The sequence below is a fragment of the Bradyrhizobium sp. CCBAU 51627 genome (assembly GCF_028128765.1).
Classification (GTDB): domain Bacteria; phylum Pseudomonadota; class Alphaproteobacteria; order Rhizobiales; family Xanthobacteraceae; genus Bradyrhizobium.
This window is the reverse complement of record NZ_LBJG01000087.1, coordinates 65,302-79,545: the sequence shown is the minus strand read 5'-3', so window position 1 is coordinate 79,545 and position 14,244 is coordinate 65,302. Positions and strand designations below refer to the sequence as shown.

Here is a 14,244-nt window from a genome sequence, read left to right as displayed (position 1 = left end):
AATACCACCATGAAGGCACAAGACCCGATCGCCCCGGCTCTCTCGCTCAGCGCATTCCTGCGGGCACTCCGGGAGCGGCAATCTCCCGCAGAATTCGGCCTCGCCGCCGGGCCACGACGGCGCACGCCCGGCCTCCGGCGCGAGGAGGTCGCACAGCTCTGCGGATTGAGCGCCACCTGGTACACCTGGATCGAGCAGGGTCGCGATGTCTCCGTCTCGGCCTCGACGCTGGCGCGCCTCGCACGCGGATTGCGGCTGTCACGGGCCGAGCGCAGCTACCTGTTCGAAGTTGCCGGCAAGCGCGATCCCGAGCGACCGGGCAGCGTGGATGACCCACCCGAGGCCGTGCTGGCCTGCGTCGATGCGATCGACGGTCCCGCCTACATCCTCGATCGCACATGGACCGCGCGCCGCTGGAATGCGAAAGCGTCCCTTCTGTTTGCAGGATGGCTTGATGCCGGCGGCGAGACGAACCTCCTGCGCTACATCTTTCTCAGGCCTGAGGCCAAGACGCTCATCCTTGACTGGACGTCCCGTGCACATCGCGTCGTCGCGGAATTCCGCGCCGCGGCGACGGCCTATTCCGACGATCCGGATATTCGCCGGCTCGTCGACGAGCTGAGAATCGCAAGCCCCGACTTCGCGCGCTGCTGGGAGACGCAGGGGGTGCTGGCACGCGAAGGCGGCGAACGCGCGTTCAATCATCCCGCCATGGGACTGCTGAACTATCAGCAGGTGTCGCTGTCGCTCGCGGGCTGGCCCGACTATCGACTGACGATGCTTCTCCCTGCACCGCGCCCTGACAAGTCCGCGCCCTACTCCGCCTGAGCCTCGATATCAGCCATATCGTCGTCGGAGAGGCCGAAATGATGGCCGATCTCGTGAATGAGGACGTGGCGGACGATGTGGCCGAGGCTTTCGTCGTGCTCGGCCCAGTAATCCAGGATGGGCCGGCGGTAGAGCCAGACCATGTTGGGCAGCCGCGCGACGTCGCCAAGACTCTGCTGGGGCAGGCCGACGCCCTGGAACAGGCCGAGCAGGTCGAACTCGCTCTCGCACTCCATCTCGTCGAGAACCTCCTCGGTCGGGAAGTCGTCGACGCGGATGATCAGGCCTTCGCAGAGCTTTCGAAACTTCGCCGGCAGGCGCTCGAAAATGTCGTGCGCCGTCACTTCCATCTCGGCCAGCGAGGGCGCTTTCAGGTCCGTCCACATCGGCTTGTCTTAGCGCGGGTTTCGCGGCGATGCATCCGGCTTTATAAGCGCGTGAGGTTGACGGGCGCCGGCAAAACGGGGAGCGTGGGGCCTCGAATGGGATGGTTCAGGTGGGCGATAAAATGCGAGCAAAAACAGCGGTGGCTCTACTGTGCATGGGGTTGTTTTCGCAAGTTGGCGTAAGCGCGCAGGCCCAGACAGCCGGCACCGAAGTCCGTATCGCCCAGGCAGTCTCACCCGACGACGTCCCGCCGCCCCGCAGGCGGCCCCAGACCCGCTTGCGTGTCACGCCGTATTACAGCCCTGATGGCGTCTATCCGCGCTACAATCCGGGGCCTGACGCGGTTCGCGAATGCAACGTGGCCTATGTGCAGGAACACAGGCCCAGCGGCACCGTGATCACGCCGCATATGAGCTGCTACTGGCGCCGCGGCTGATACGCGCTCGGCCAGCGCGGCGATGTTGCAGGCGGAGGTCGGCATGACGAGATGGATCGCACTCGCCGCAGTCGTCGGACTTGCGACCGGCCTGTCCCATGCGTCCGCGACGCAGCGCGTGACGAAGCTGCCGGATGCGTCGGCCGGGCGCGCGGTGTTCGATGGGCGGCGGCATCTGCGCTACGACGTCGCGCGGTACACGCCGCGTCCCGATCCGCACTATTACGCGCGGCCCGTCTATTACCGCCCCTATCCCTACCGCGTGCCCGCGCCGTTTGTGTTCGGCTACGGGCCGTTCTGGTGACCCGGCTCGGCCGCCGGCGTAAATCCATTCACGAGCAGGACGGTCGCTTGCGCACCCGCTTTGCGATCACGCGAGATGTCCTGGTAGTCGGGTGAGTTCGAGAAGGCGAGGAACGCGGCCTCGTCGGGAAACGACATCATGACGAGCTTGTCATGCCGCCATGCGCCTTCGAGCACGCGCGGATGCTCGTCAGCGGCCAGCAGTCGTCCGTTGAACTTCCTGAACACGTCGAAGAATCGCGCCTGATAGCGGTCGTAGGCTGCGCGGTCCGTCATCTTCAACTGCGCAATCGCATAGATGGTCATCTCTCAAATTCCTCTAGTCGTGGACTTGCGCGGAGCGTCGTCCATTCATGGCGCGTTCACGTCACCGCCTCTAGTTTAATCTCGGGAGCGACTGCAAATGAACAGCGACGGCGGGACGACTGCGCCGCAATGACACTGCCCAGATTCAGGGAGACATTCCATGCTGAGGATCATGCGTCCCTGGACAAGCTCGCTGCGCCTGCTCGGGCTTGCCGCTGTTGCTGTTCTGATGTTGTCATCAGGGACCGCGCGCCGCGCTGAAGCGATGACGCCGATCAATCCGACCGCGCTCCCGGCGGCGAAGGCTGCAAGCGATGATATGATGATCCAGGTCCGCCATGGCGGCGGCGGACATTTCGGCGGCTTCCACGGTGGCGGAGGCCACTTCGGTGGTTTCCACGGTGGCGGCTATCGCCATGGCGGCTTCCACCACTTCGGCGCATATGGCGGCTATCATCGTCCCTGGGGCGGTGGCTATTATCGCCCGTATTACGGCTATCGCCACTTCCACCGGCGCTATTATTACGGCGGCGGCTACTATCCCTACTACTATCACTATCCGCGCCGCTGCCGGATCATCTGGACCTATTACGGCCCGCGCCGCATCTGCCGCTGGCACCGCTGGCACTACCCGTACCGCTATTGGTAAGTGCCGTCGAAATGAAAAGGGCGCTTCATGGCGCCCTTTGTGCGTGGCTCAAAGTCGGCCCCTCACATTCCACGACGATGGCTTCCACCGCATCAGCGTCTCGATCTTCCATTTCTTGAACATCGCCGGCGGCCAGCGGCTCAGCTTCGAAGTCTCCTCGATCTCGGGCTTGGCGACGATGCGCAGCGGCGTTGCGCGCCGCCGGTGCTGACGGGTCGCCTCGCTGATCAGGTCGACATATTCAGGCTTGTTGGGCATGACGCTGCGTCCTCGCGAGGACGCAGTGTCGGTGCAGGCGATTAACGGCGGCTTGCCGCATCAGCTACAAATGTGGGGAGTCGCTTAACGCCAATCCCTGACGTCGACGAAGTGACCCGCGATCGCCGCCGCGGCGGCCATCGCCGGCGACACCAGATGCGTGCGGCCCTTGAAGCCCTGGCGGCCCTCGAAGTTACGGTTCGAGGTCGAAGCGCAGCGCTCTTCCGGCTTCAGCTTGTCCGGGTTCATGGCGAGGCACATCGAGCAACCGGGCTCGCGCCATTCGAAGCCGGCCTTGATGAAGATCTTGTCCAGACCCTCAGCCTCGGCCTGCTCCTTCACGATGCCGGAGCCAGGCACGACCATGGCGTTGACGTTCGCTGAAACGGTCTTGCCCTCGGCAATCTTCGCTGCCGCGCGCAGATCCTCGATACGGCCGTTGGTGCAGGAGCCGATGAAGACGCGGTCGAGCTTGATGTCGGTGATCTTCGTGCCCGCCGTCAGGCCCATATATTTCAGCGCGCGGTGCTTGGAGATGCGCTTGGCCTCATCCGCGATCTTGTCGGGATCCGGCACGATTCCGGTCACCGAGATGACGTCCTCAGGCGAAGTGCCCCAGGTCACGATCGGCGGCAGCTTGGCCGCATCGAGGCGCAGTTCGTGGTCGAAATGCGCGCCTTCGTCGGAGCGCAGCTTCTCCCAGTAGCGCATCGCCGCGTCCCAGGCCGCGCCCTTCGGCGACTTCGGACGGTCACGCAGGAAGTCGTAGGCCTTCTGGTCGGGCGCGACGAGGCCGGCGCGAGCGCCGCCTTCGATCGACATGTTGCAGACCGTCATGCGGCCTTCCATCGAGAGCGCGCGGATCGCCTCGCCGGCGTATTCCAGCACGTAGCCGGTACCACCCGCGGTGCCGATCTCGCCGATGATGGCCAGGATGATGTCCTTGCCGGTCACGCCGTCGGGCAATTTGCCGTCGACGGTGACGCGCATGTTCTTCGCCTTCTTCTGGATCAGCGTCTGCGTCGCCAGAACGTGCTCGACCTCAGAGGTGCCGATGCCGTGCGCGAGCGCGCCGAACGCGCCATGCGTCGAGGTGTGGCTGTCACCGCAGACAATGGTGGTGCCGGGCAGGGTAAAGCCCTGCTCGGGGCCGATGACGTGGACGATACCCTGGCGCTTATCGAACTCGTTGTAATATTCGATGCCGAATTCCTTGGCGTTCTCGGCCAGCGCCTTGATCTGCTCGATGCTTTCAGGATCGGGATTCGGCTTGGTACGGTCGGTGGTCGGCACGTTGTGGTCGACGACCGCCAGCGTCTTCTCGGGCGCATGGACCTTGCGCCCCGTCGCGCGCAGGCCTTCGAACGCCTGCGGCGAGGTCACTTCGTGCACCAGATGGCGGTCGATATAGAGCAGGCAGGTGCCGTCCGCGGCTTCGTGCACCAGATGGTCGTTCCAGATCTTGTCGTACAGGGTGGTCGGCTTGGACATGAGCTTAAGCTCCGAAGGAATGTGTGAAGCAGATGAGCGCGACTGGCGCGCGGGCAACAAAATCGTCAGCGCAGCTTTTAGGCTGCGCGCGTAAGCTCTGACGTTGCCGAGGTCGCGAAGCGTCCGAAGAACCGGCCAGGCAACCGCGAGCGATCGTCAATGACGATGCGCTGGGGGCTTACGAAGCTGGTCAGATCTGGAAACATTCCAGGAATATATAGCAGGCCGATTTGGAAGCGCGAGTGGTTTGACGCGCACGGCTGACGCAACAAAAAAGCGCGAAGCCGAGCCCCGCGCTTTTCGAATCCTGCCTGGTGGCGGAGCTTACTCGCCGACCGCGGTCTGGCGGTCCTGCTTCTCGACGATGCGGGCCGACTTGCCGCGAAGATTGCGGAGGTAATAGAGCTTGGCGCGACGCACCTTGCCGCGACGCACGACCTTGATCGAGTCGATCATCGGCGACATCACCGGGAACACGCGCTCGACGCCCTCGCCGTAGGAAATTTTGCGGACGGTGAAGCTCTCGTTGAGGCCACCGCCGGAACGGCCGATGCAAACGCCTTCATAGGCCTGCACGCGGGTGCGGTCGCCTTCGACGACCTTCACGTTGACGATTACGGTGTCGCCGGGACCGAATTCGGGAATGTCCTTGCCGACGGACAGCTTGTCGAATTGCTCTTGCTCGAGCTGCTTGATCAGGTTCATGGGTAAATCTCCATCGGCGCGCCCAGCCTTTTCAAACGGGGGCTGCGCTAAATTCGTTTATCCAGCCATTGCGGATGTGGGCGCTCCTATAAGGCAAGCCGGAGCGTTTGTCACCCGTCTGTCTTGTTTTTTGGCGTTTTTTGGCGCCCGGGCCGATTCGGGGCCTTGGGCGGGATTTGGGCCCATAAATCGGGCCGCCGCGCCGCCGTCAGGGCCTCCGATTGGGCCCGCCGCCAGGCCGCAACTTTGGCGTGGTCCCCGGAGGTCAGGATCTCGGGGATCGGAACCTCTTCGAACAGCTGGGGCCGGGTGTATTGAGGATATTCGAGCAGGCCGTCCGAGAAACTTTCCTCGGTTCCCGAGGCTTCCTTGCCCATCACGCCCGGCAGCAGGCGGACGCAGGCGTCGATCAGGGCCATCGCGGCGATTTCGCCCCCCGACAGCACGTAATCGCCGATCGAGACCTCCTCCAGGCCGCGGCCATCGATCACCCGCTGGTCGATCCCCTCGAACCGTCCGCACACGATCAGGGGGCCGGGGCCCTGGGCCAGCTCGACGACGCGGGCCTGGGTCAATGGCCGACCCCTGGGGCTCATCAGGAGGCGCGGTCGCTCCGGGCCGATCTCCGCGGCATCGATCGCCGCCGCCAACACGTCGGCCCGCAGCACCATGCCCGGTCCGCCCCCGGCCGGGGTATCATCGACGCTGCGATGGCGGTCGGTCGCGGAGGCCCTGATATCCCGCGCCTCGATCTGCCACAGGCCCGAGGCCAGCGCGCGGCCGGCCAGGCTCACGCCGAGCGGTCCCGGAAACATCTCCGGAAACAGCGTCAGCACCGTCGCGCGCCAGGGATTTGTCATCGTATCCAAAAGGTCTCGTTATCCCGGCGAAGGCCGGGACCCACCGCCACCGCACTCAGTCCTGCGATGGCTGGAGCTGCCAGCTTAGCCAAAAACCATGTTTCGTGGTTATGGGTCCCGGCCTTCGCCGGGACGACTCGCGGAGGGAGCATCGTCCTCGTCCCGGTCGCCTTCGATCTCCTGCGGCAGCGCGATCACCACGCGGCCCCCTTTGAGGTCGACCTCCGGCACCACCGCGTTCGAGAACGGCAGCAGCATCGTCGCGCCCTTGATTGGCGCGATCTCGATGATATCGCCGGCGCCGAAATTATGGATCGCGAGCACGCGGCCGAGCGCATCGCCGTCGGTGGTGACGGCGGTCAGCCCGATCAGATCGGCGTGGTAATATTCGTCCTCATCGGTCGCGGGCAGTTTGTCGCGCGCGACATAGAGTTCGATGCCGTTGAGGCGCTCGGCCTCATCGCGGGTGGCGATGCCCTTGAAGGTCGCGACCAGATGGTCTTTGGCTTCGCGGACCTGCGCCAGCTCGAACTGGCGCTTGCCGTCCTTCGAGAGGAGCGGTCCGTAGCGCTTCACGGCAAAGGGATCTTCGGTGAAGGTCCACAATTTGACCGCGCCGCGCACACCATGCGCGGCGCCGATCCGCGCGACGCAGATCAGCGCCGACATGGACGAGCCTTAGCCCTTCGCAGCGGCTTCGGCCTGCGCCTTGCGCTCCTTGCGCGGCACGGCCTTCTCGGGGTTGTTGCGTGCTTCGCGCTTCTTGACGCCGGCGGCATCGAGGAAGCGCATCACGCGGTCCGACGGCTGCGCGCCCTTGGCGAGCCAGGCCTTCACCTTGTCCATGTCGAGCTTCAGGCGGGTCTCGTTGTCCTTCGGCAGCAGCGGGTTGAAATAGCCGAGACGCTCGATGAAGCGGCCATCGCGCGGGAAGCGCGAATCGGCGACGACGACGTGATAGACGGGACGCTTCTTGGTGCCTGCGCGGGCGAGGCGGATAACGACGGACATTCAGTTCTCCTTCAAAGTACGTTTTGTTCGGTTGATTGGTATTCCGCGTTGCGCGAGACCGATGCGATCCCTCGCGACGAATTCCTCATTTCTTCTTGCCCGGGAAACCGCCGAGGCCGGGCAGCGTCGGCTTGCCGCTCAGTCCGGTCAGTCCGGGCAGGTTCGGCAGGCCGGTGCGAAGACCGGGCGGCAAATCCTTCGGCAGGCTGGGCAGACCCTGTCCGCCGCCGCCCTGCATCTTCTCCTGCAGTGCTTTCATCTCCTCCGGAGACGGCATCTTCATGCCGCCACCAAAGCCCATCGCCTGCGCGATGCCGGCGAGCGGGCCGCGCTTGCCCGAGCCCATGGCCTTCATCACGTCGGCCATGTTCCGGTGCATCTTCAGAAGCTTGTTGACGTGCTCGACGCTCTGTCCGCTTCCGGCCGCGATGCGCTTCTTGCGGCTGGCCTTGAGCAGATCGGGATGACGGCGCTCGTCGCGCGTCATGGAATCGATGATCGCGACCTGGCGCTTCAGGATCTTGTCGTCGATGCCGGCGGCCGCGATCTGGTTCTTCATCTTGGAGATGCCGGGCATCATGCCCATCAGGCCGCTGATGCCGCCCATGTTCGCCATCTGCAACAGCTGCTCGCGCATGTCGTTGAGATCGAACTGACCCTTGCGCATGCGCTCGGCGGTGCGCGCGGCCTTTTCAGCGTCGATATTGGCGGCAGCGCGTTCGACGAGCGACACCACGTCGCCCATGCCGAGGATGCGGCCGGCGATACGGTCAGGATGGAAATCTTCCAGCGCGTCGGTCTTTTCACCGGTGCCGATCAGCTTGATCGGCTTGCCGGTGACCGCGCGCATGGACAACGCGGCGCCGCCGCGGCCGTCGCCGTCGACGCGGGTCAGCACGATGCCGGTGAGGCCGACGCGCTGATCGAACGAACGCGCGAGGTTCACCGCGTCCTGGCCGGTGAGGCTATCGGCGACCAGCAGCACTTCGTGCGGATTCGCTGCGGCTTTGATCGCGGCTGCCTCCGCCATCATCTCTTCGTCGAGCGTGGTCCGGCCGGCGGTGTCGAGCAGCACGATGTCGTAGCCGCCGAGCTTGCCGGCTTCGAGCGCGCGCTTGGCAATCTGCGGCGGCTGCTGTCCCGCCACGATCGGCAGCGTCGGAATGTCCAGGTTGCGGCCGAGCACGGCCAGCTGCTCCATCGCCGCCGGGCGATAGACGTCGAGCGAAGCCATCAGCACCTTGCGCTTGTCGCGCTGGACCAGGCGCCGGGCGAGCTTTGCGGTGGTGGTGGTCTTACCCGAGCCCTGCAGGCCGACCATCATGATCGGCACCGGCGGCACCGAATTGACGTCGATGGTCTGGCCTTCCGCGCCGAGCGTGTTGATCAGCTCGTCATGGACGATCTTGACCACCATCTGGCCTGGTGTCACCGACTTGACGACGGTGGCGCCGATCGCCTGCTCGCGGACGCGTTCGGTGAAGCTGCGCACGACCTCGAGCGCAACGTCGGCCTCGAGCAGCGCGCGGCGCACCTCGCGCATCGCGGCATCGACGTCCTTTTCGGTCAGCGCACCGCGCCCTGTCAGACGATCGAGAATGCCACCAAGCCGTTCCGACAGATTGTCGAACAATGCCGTTGTCCTGTTGCTGTCCCCGGAGAGGGGCGCGCCGTTATTCTCCGCTGTCATGCCCCGGCTTGACCGGGGCATCCAGTACGCCGCGGCGCCTCGGTCCTAGCCGAGCCGCCTCCGGGATACTGGATCGCCCGATCAAGTCGGGCGATGACCACTTCCCCTCGAGAAGCAATCTTCCAAACACCTTTGCGCCCGAGGGCGCACAGCGCTGTCGGGCGTTGACCTCTGGCCTCCAGGGCCAGGCGGCGGGTCGAAAAGAAGGCCTTTCCGAGAAAAGTGGCGGGGTTAAACGCCGCTCCCGCCCAAAAGTCAAGGAAGGTTAGGGCGTCGGGAACGCCTTTGTCAGGGTAAGGCCTTCAAAACAGGAGGTTTCCGGTGATGGGTTCCTTTTTCGGCCGTCCCGCCCATATAGCCGGTGATGTCTTACCTCCGTCACCAGCCTTGATGTCCCGCATGAAAACCTATGACGGCCCCGCCTCCGACCATTTCAACGGCCTTCATTTCTTCGATCCGGACGGCGCGCCGCCAAAATCGCTGCGCGAGGTGCTGCGCTGGCAATTCAGCGCGCGGGAGCGCGCGAAATGGCCGGCATGGGCCCCGAGCCCTCACGCCGACATTCCGCCGGGGCGGGTCGACGGCGACAGGGTGCGGCTCTCCTTCATCGGCCATGCCAGCTGGCTGATCCAGGCCGGCGGCCTCAACATCCTGGTCGATCCCGTCTGGTCGATGCGAGTCTCGCCGGTGGCCTGGGCCGGACCGAAGCGGCACAACGATCCCGGCATCGCCTTCGAAAAGCTGCCCAATATCGACGCCGTGCTGGTGTCGCACGGACATTACGACCATCTGGACATGGCGACACTGTCGCGGCTCGCCAAGAATTTCGCCCCGCGCGTGGTCACCCCGCTCGGCAACGACGTGACGATGCGCAGCGCCGACTCCACCATCAAGGCGGAGGCGTTCGACTGGCACGAGCGCGTCGAACTCGGCGGCGGCATTGCCGTGCATCTGGTGCCGACGCGGCACTGGACGGCGCGCAGCCTGTTCGACCGCAACAAGGCGCTGTGGGCGAGCTTCGTGCTGGAGACGCCGGCGGGGAAGATCTACGTCGTCTGCGATTCCGGCTATGGCGACGGCAGGCATTTCCGTCGTGTCGCCGAGCGGCATGGAGCTCTGCGTCTGGCAATCCTGCCGATCGGCGCTTACGAGCCGCGCTGGTTCATGCGCGACCAGCACATGAATCCGGAGGATGCGGTGAAGGCGCTCGCCGATTGCGGCGCAGAGCAGGCGCTGGGCCATCATCACGGCACGTTTCAGCTGACGGATGAGGCGATCGACGCGCCGGCGAAAGCGCTGGTGGAAGCACTCGATGCGGCGAAAATTCCGCACGCGCGGTTCGTCGCGATGAAGCCGGGGCAGGTGGTTGAGATTTAGCTCTCTCCGCACATACCGCTCGTGCCCCGGACGCAGCGCAGCGTCTTTTCGACAGTGCGCTGCAGAGCCGGGCCCATGTTTCCCCGTAATGCGTATTCCTTGCTGCGTCCCGGCTCTGCGCAGCAGCGTTCACGCTGCAGCGCGTCCGGGACACGAGACTTATTGTTCCTTGGGCTTGATCGCCCAGCTCACATTCACCGTCACCGACAGTGTCTCCTCACCCGGTGCGACAGCCGCGGGCGCAGCCATCGGGGCTGCGGTCATTCGCGCCTTGAACAGCGGCATCGGAGCGCCGCCTTCGGCGACGCTGAGTGGCGCGCCGAGCGTAACGCCAGTGGCTTTGGCGTAGATCTCGGCCTTGCGGCGAGCATCGGCCACCGCCTGCTCGCGCGCGCCGTCGAGCAGCTTTGAGGCCTGCGTTACTTCAAACGAGATGTTGCCGATGTCGTTCGCCCCGGCACCGACCAGCGTGTCGATGATGCCGGCCACCTTGGTCACGTCGCGAATCTTGACCGTGACGCGGTTGGAGGCGCGGAAGCCGACCACGGGCGAGGCGCCGCTCGAGCGGTTCGGCGCATATTGCGGCTGCAGCGACAGGCGCGAGGTCTGGTAGTCCTTCTCGGGGATGCCGGCGCCTTTCAGCGCCAGCAGTACCTTGCCCATCGCGGCGTTGTTGGCATCGGAGGCTTCCTTTGCCGATTTGGCGTCATTGGCGACACCGGCATCGATCTGCGCAAGATCGGGGGCGGCCGAGATGGTCGCTTCGCCGCTCACGGAGATGGCCGACGGGAAATCATCGGCGAGCGCGGGCGGTGCCAGCAGCGTGGCGGCGAAAATGGCGGCGAAGACGTCAGGCTTTTTCATCGGTCTCACTTCAACGGCACGAATACATTGATCACGAGCTTGTCCTCGGCCGTCTTGAGGGGATCGGTGAGATACTCCTCGATGAACGTGTCCTTGGCTTCCAGCTTCTTGTCGTCGAGGTGATTGGTGATCGCCTCATAGGTGTTGTCCATGTTGTCGTAGGAACCGCGATGGACGAACTTCAGCGCCTTGCCTTCAGGCGATTTGCCGATGCTCATGTCCTTGGGCAGGTTCTTCGGGTCCTGCTCGACCGGGATCTCGGCAAAGAAGGTGAAACCGGTGTCGTCGGTCGACGTGTAGACGATCATCGGATTGCCTGATGGCTTGATGCCCTGCTTGTCGAGCAGCGTGTTCAGCGCCTTGAAGGCGTCGACCAGCGTATCGAAGGCCGAGTCCCAATTGGCGGTGCCCTTGACCATCACGACCTTCTTGGCCTCGAGCGTGATCTCCTGACCGAAGGGATCTGCGGTCTGCACCGGCGCGGGGGTGGCGGCTGCGGCAGGCGGTGGTGCCGCCGGGCTCGGCGAGGCGCTGGCCGCGGGTGACGGTGCCGGCGAGGGAGTTGCCGCGGGCGCAGGCGAGGTGCTTGTGGCCGGGGAGGGCGCGGCCGAGGGGGCCGGCGAGGGGCTCGCCGAGGCCGATGGCGCCGGGCTCGGCGTCTGCGCCAGAGTGGCGGACAGGCCAAGCGACAAGGCCGCCGCCGGGATCAGCGCGGCCAGAGCAAGACGACGAAACCCAATCATTCTATTCTCCCCAAGGCCTTAACGACCAAGGCCCACATCCGGTCGCGCATCCCCCTTCGCGCGAACCCGCGCCGTTCTAACACGCGAGCGCCAAATTCGTCCCATGACAGATGCGTCATGGCAGGCGCCCCGGCCCCGCGGGGCGCAAATCACTGGCCAAGCCGGCAAGGATCGCCATATAAGACGGGCGAAATTCGGGAATTTTCATGAGCGCGCTGGCCAACCACGCATTTGCCAAGATGAACGGCATCGGCAACGAGATCGTCGTTGTCGACATGCGCGATTCCGCAGGGAAGATCACGCCGGATGACGCCCGCGCTGTGGCCTCAGCGCAAGGCGGCGTGCCCTATGACCAGCTCATGGTGCTGCAGAAGCCGCGGCTCGACGGCACTGAAGCCTTCATCAGTATCTACAACAATGACGGCTCGGAAGCCGGCGCCTGCGGCAACGGGATGCGCTGCGTCGTGCGCCGCATCTTCGAAAAGACCGGACAGGCCACCGCGACGTTCGAGACCGCCGCCGGCCTGCTCAATGCTTGGCAGGGTCCGGCGCCCGATCTCTACACCGTCGATATGGGCGCGCCCAAGTTCGGCTGGCAGGACATTCCGCTGGCGGAAGAGTTTCGCGACACCCGCTACATCGAATTGCAGATCGGGCCGATCGACAATCCGATCCTGCACTCGCCGTCGGTGGTCAGCATGGGCAATCCGCATGCGATCTTCTGGGTCGATGACGTCAATGCCTATGATCTCCAGCGCTTTGGTCCGCTCCTGGAAAATCATCCGGTCTTCCCGCAGCGCGCCAATATCACGCTCGCCCATATCGTCGACCGTGAGCACATCACCATGCGCACCTGGGAGCGCGGCTCCGGGCTGACCAAGGCCTGCGGTTCTGCGGCCTGCGCGACGGCAGTTGCGGCCGCGCGGCTGAAGCGCACCGAGCGCAAGGTCGAGATGACGCTGCCCGGCGGCAAGCTCGGCATCGAATGGCGCGAGCGCGACGGCCACGTGTTGATGACGGGCACCGCGACCTTCGAATATGAAGGCAAGTTCGATCCGGCGCTGTTCGCGCCGGTCGGATAATGGCCGTCGACATCGTCACCTTCGGCTGCCGCCTCAACGCTTTCGAGGCCGAAGTGATCCGCAGCAAAGCGGAGGACGCGGGGCTTTCCGATACCATCGTCATCAATAGCTGCGCCGTCACCAACGAGGCGGTGGCGCAGGCGCGGCAGTCGATCCGCAAATTGAAGCGCGAACGCCCCTCGGCGCGCATCGTCGTCACCGGCTGCGCCGCGCAAACGCAAAGCGCGATGTTCGCCGACATGATCGAGGTCGATCGCGTCGTCGGCAATGACGACAAGATGCGCGGGGATACGTGGCGCGCCGCACGCGACGCCTTCGATCTCGGCGCCGGCGAGAAGATCGCCGTCAGCGACATCATGGCCGTGAAGGAGATGGCGCCGCATCTCATCGACGGCTATGCGAGCGGTCTGCCGCGCGTATTCGTGCAGGTGCAGAACGGCTGCGATCATCGCTGCACCTTCTGTATCATCCCGTTCGGCCGTGGCAATTCGCGCTCGGTGCCGATGGGCGTCGTGGTCGAGCAGGTTCGCACTCTGGCCGAACGCGGTCATGCCGAGATCGTGCTGACCGGCGTCGATCTCACCAGCTACGGCACTGACCTGCCGGGCGCGCCCAAACTCGGCATGCTGACGAAGCAGATCCTGCGGCATGTGCCGGAGCTGAAGCGGCTGCGGATCTCCTCAATCGATTCGATCGAGGCAGATAGCGATCTGCTGGACGCTATCGCCGGCGATGCGCGACTGATGCCCCACCTGCATCTGTCACTGCAATCGGGTGACGACATGATCCTGAAGCGCATGAAGCGGCGGCATTCGCGGAGCGACGCGATCGCGTTCTGCGATGAGGTGCGACGTCTGCGCCCCGACATCGTGTTCGGCGCCGACATCATTGCGGGCTTCCCGACCGAGACGGAGGAGATGTTCTCGCGCTCGCTCGATCTCGTCGAGGCGTGCGGCCTGACGTTCCTGCACGTCTTTCCGTATTCCCCGCGGCCCGGCACGCCGGCGGCGAAGATGCCGCAGGTTTCGGGCGGTGCGATCAAGGACCGTGCGCGACGGCTGCGAGCGGCTGGCGAAGTGGCGTTGCGGCAGCGGCTAGCCGCCGAGATCGGTGCGACGCGCAATGTGCTGATCGAGCGCGAAGGGCAGGGGCGGACAGAGCATTACTTGCCGGTGGCGATTGCGCGCGAGCAGGTGGGGAGTGTTGTATCGCGGACGATCGCCGGCAATGACGGCGAGCGGCTCACCACATAGA

18 protein-coding genes are annotated in these 14,244 nt (G+C 64.9%); 7 read left to right on the top strand and 11 right to left on the bottom strand.

From position 1 onward, the window contains the following. The first annotated feature begins 9 nt into the window (after positions 1–9). A complete protein-coding gene (locus tag XH88_RS31775; protein ID WP_271672162.1) occupies positions 10–828 on the top strand; it encodes a helix-turn-helix transcriptional regulator in 819 nt (272 codons plus the stop codon). On the opposite strand, the gene XH88_RS31770 is transcribed toward XH88_RS31775, so the two are convergent. Next, a complete protein-coding gene (locus XH88_RS31770) occupies positions 816–1,214 on the bottom strand; it encodes a metallopeptidase family protein (RefSeq protein WP_271672161.1) in 399 nt (132 codons plus the stop codon). The genes XH88_RS31775 and XH88_RS31770 overlap by 13 nt on opposite strands. A gap of 155 nt (positions 1,215–1,369) precedes the next feature. Between XH88_RS31770 and XH88_RS31765 the strand changes: the two genes are divergently transcribed. Together XH88_RS31765 and XH88_RS31760 are read left to right on the top strand one after the other, a co-directional pair. Next, positions 1,370–1,651 carry a hypothetical protein gene (locus tag XH88_RS31765; protein ID WP_271672262.1) on the top strand — a complete coding sequence of 94 codons (282 nt, stop codon included), beginning with the start codon at positions 1,370–1,372 and terminating at the stop codon, positions 1,649–1,651. Between the two features lie 43 nt (positions 1,652–1,694). Next, complete coding sequence (locus XH88_RS31760; protein WP_271672160.1) at positions 1,695–1,955, top strand: hypothetical protein; 261 nt, start codon at positions 1,695–1,697, stop codon at positions 1,953–1,955. On the opposite strand, the gene XH88_RS31755 is transcribed toward XH88_RS31760, so the two are convergent. Next, positions 1,937–2,260 (bottom strand): DUF1330 domain-containing protein, encoded by a 324-nt coding sequence (locus XH88_RS31755; RefSeq protein WP_271672159.1) that lies wholly within the window; start codon positions 2,258–2,260, stop codon positions 1,937–1,939. The two genes, XH88_RS31760 and XH88_RS31755, sit on opposite strands and share 19 nt — an antisense overlap. Positions 2,261–2,420: 160 nt before the next feature. On the opposite strand from XH88_RS31755, the gene XH88_RS31750 reads away from it, so the two are divergent. Next, positions 2,421–2,909, top strand: coding sequence for a hypothetical protein (locus XH88_RS31750; RefSeq protein WP_271672158.1), 489 nt, complete (start codon positions 2,421–2,423; stop codon positions 2,907–2,909). A 48-nt stretch (positions 2,910–2,957) separates the two neighbouring features. Here XH88_RS31750 and XH88_RS31745 read toward each other — a convergent pair whose 3' ends face one another. The 7 genes from XH88_RS31745 to ffh form a co-directional block, all read right to left on the bottom strand. After that, positions 2,958–3,167 carry a hypothetical protein gene (locus tag XH88_RS31745; RefSeq protein WP_271672157.1) on the bottom strand — a complete coding sequence of 70 codons (210 nt, stop codon included), beginning with the start codon at positions 3,165–3,167 and terminating at the stop codon, positions 2,958–2,960. Positions 3,168–3,251: 84 nt separating this feature from the next. Continuing rightward, a complete protein-coding gene (gene leuC / locus XH88_RS31740; protein WP_271672156.1) occupies positions 3,252–4,658 on the bottom strand; it encodes a 3-isopropylmalate dehydratase large subunit in 1,407 nt (468 codons plus the stop codon). Positions 4,659–4,982: 324 nt separating this feature from the next. Continuing rightward, positions 4,983–5,363, bottom strand: a complete 381-nt coding sequence (gene rplS, locus XH88_RS31735) for a 50S ribosomal protein L19 (RefSeq protein ID WP_271672155.1) — start codon at positions 5,361–5,363, stop codon at positions 4,983–4,985. Positions 5,364–5,473: 110 nt separating this feature from the next. Beyond that, entirely contained in the window at positions 5,474–6,223 is a 750-nt protein-coding gene (trmD, locus tag XH88_RS31730) for a tRNA (guanosine(37)-N1)-methyltransferase TrmD (protein ID WP_271672261.1), read from the bottom strand. 108 nt (positions 6,224–6,331) lie between these two features. Beyond that, on the bottom strand, positions 6,332–6,892 hold the full coding sequence (gene rimM / locus XH88_RS31725; protein ID WP_271672154.1) for a ribosome maturation factor RimM: 561 nt from the start codon (positions 6,890–6,892) through the stop codon (positions 6,332–6,334). Positions 6,893–6,901: 9 nt separating this feature from the next. Further along, positions 6,902–7,234, bottom strand: coding sequence for a 30S ribosomal protein S16 (gene rpsP, locus XH88_RS31720; RefSeq protein WP_211410662.1), 333 nt, complete (start codon positions 7,232–7,234; stop codon positions 6,902–6,904). Positions 7,235–7,319: 85 nt separating this feature from the next. Beyond that, a complete protein-coding gene (ffh, locus tag XH88_RS31715; RefSeq protein WP_271672260.1) occupies positions 7,320–8,867 on the bottom strand; it encodes a signal recognition particle protein in 1,548 nt (515 codons plus the stop codon). A gap of 447 nt (positions 8,868–9,314) precedes the next feature. Here ffh and XH88_RS31710 point away from each other — a divergent pair, with 447 nt between their 5' ends. Beyond that, positions 9,315–10,301: an MBL fold metallo-hydrolase gene (locus tag XH88_RS31710; protein ID WP_271672153.1), complete on the top strand. Its 987-nt coding sequence runs from the start codon at positions 9,315–9,317 to the stop codon at positions 10,299–10,301. Between the two features lie 159 nt (positions 10,302–10,460). Here XH88_RS31710 and XH88_RS31705 read toward each other — a convergent pair whose 3' ends face one another. Further along, complete coding sequence (locus XH88_RS31705) at positions 10,461–11,165, bottom strand: SIMPL domain-containing protein (RefSeq protein ID WP_271672152.1); 705 nt, start codon at positions 11,163–11,165, stop codon at positions 10,461–10,463. Positions 11,166–11,170: 5 nt separating this feature from the next. Continuing rightward, positions 11,171–11,908, bottom strand: coding sequence for a GyrI-like domain-containing protein (locus XH88_RS31700; protein ID WP_271672151.1), 738 nt, complete (start codon positions 11,906–11,908; stop codon positions 11,171–11,173). Between the two features lie 206 nt (positions 11,909–12,114). On the opposite strand from XH88_RS31700, the gene dapF reads away from it, so the two are divergent. After that, positions 12,115–12,990, top strand: a complete 876-nt coding sequence (gene dapF, locus XH88_RS31695) for a diaminopimelate epimerase (protein WP_271672150.1) — start codon at positions 12,115–12,117, stop codon at positions 12,988–12,990. Beyond that, on the top strand, positions 12,990–14,243 hold the full coding sequence (mtaB, locus tag XH88_RS31690) for a tRNA (N(6)-L-threonylcarbamoyladenosine(37)-C(2))-methylthiotransferase MtaB (RefSeq protein ID WP_271672149.1): 1,254 nt from the start codon (positions 12,990–12,992) through the stop codon (positions 14,241–14,243). Before dapF ends, mtaB begins: the two co-directional genes overlap by 1 nt. Position 14,244 lies beyond the last annotated feature (1 nt).

Coding starts and splice junctions, on each gene's coding strand:
- XH88_RS31770 (WP_271672161.1), bottom strand. CDS start 1,214: ATGTGGACGGACCTGAAAGCGCCCTCGCTGGCCGAGATGGAAGTGACG.
- XH88_RS31775 (WP_271672162.1), top strand. CDS start 10: ATGAAGGCACAAGACCCGATCGCCCCGGCTCTCTCGCTCAGCGCATTC.
- dapF (WP_271672150.1), top strand. CDS start 12,115: ATGAGCGCGCTGGCCAACCACGCATTTGCCAAGATGAACGGCATCGGC.
- rplS (WP_271672155.1), bottom strand. CDS start 5,363: ATGAACCTGATCAAGCAGCTCGAGCAAGAGCAATTCGACAAGCTGTCC.
- XH88_RS31755 (WP_271672159.1), bottom strand. CDS start 2,260: ATGACCATCTATGCGATTGCGCAGTTGAAGATGACGGACCGCGCAGCC.
- rimM (WP_271672154.1), bottom strand. CDS start 6,892: ATGTCGGCGCTGATCTGCGTCGCGCGGATCGGCGCCGCGCATGGTGTG.
- XH88_RS31700 (WP_271672151.1), bottom strand. CDS start 11,908: ATGATTGGGTTTCGTCGTCTTGCTCTGGCCGCGCTGATCCCGGCGGCG.
- mtaB (WP_271672149.1), top strand. CDS start 12,990: ATGGCCGTCGACATCGTCACCTTCGGCTGCCGCCTCAACGCTTTCGAG.
- XH88_RS31710 (WP_271672153.1), top strand. CDS start 9,315: ATGTCCCGCATGAAAACCTATGACGGCCCCGCCTCCGACCATTTCAAC.
- XH88_RS31765 (WP_271672262.1), top strand. CDS start 1,370: ATGGGGTTGTTTTCGCAAGTTGGCGTAAGCGCGCAGGCCCAGACAGCC.
- XH88_RS31705 (WP_271672152.1), bottom strand. CDS start 11,165: ATGAAAAAGCCTGACGTCTTCGCCGCCATTTTCGCCGCCACGCTGCTG.
- leuC (WP_271672156.1), bottom strand. CDS start 4,658: ATGTCCAAGCCGACCACCCTGTACGACAAGATCTGGAACGACCATCTG.
- XH88_RS31760 (WP_271672160.1), top strand. CDS start 1,695: ATGACGAGATGGATCGCACTCGCCGCAGTCGTCGGACTTGCGACCGGC.
- XH88_RS31750 (WP_271672158.1), top strand. CDS start 2,421: ATGCTGAGGATCATGCGTCCCTGGACAAGCTCGCTGCGCCTGCTCGGG.
- XH88_RS31745 (WP_271672157.1), bottom strand. CDS start 3,167: ATGCCCAACAAGCCTGAATATGTCGACCTGATCAGCGAGGCGACCCGT.
- rpsP (WP_211410662.1), bottom strand. CDS start 7,234: ATGTCCGTCGTTATCCGCCTCGCCCGCGCAGGCACCAAGAAGCGTCCC.
- trmD (WP_271672261.1), bottom strand. CDS start 6,223: ATGACAAATCCCTGGCGCGCGACGGTGCTGACGCTGTTTCCGGAGATG.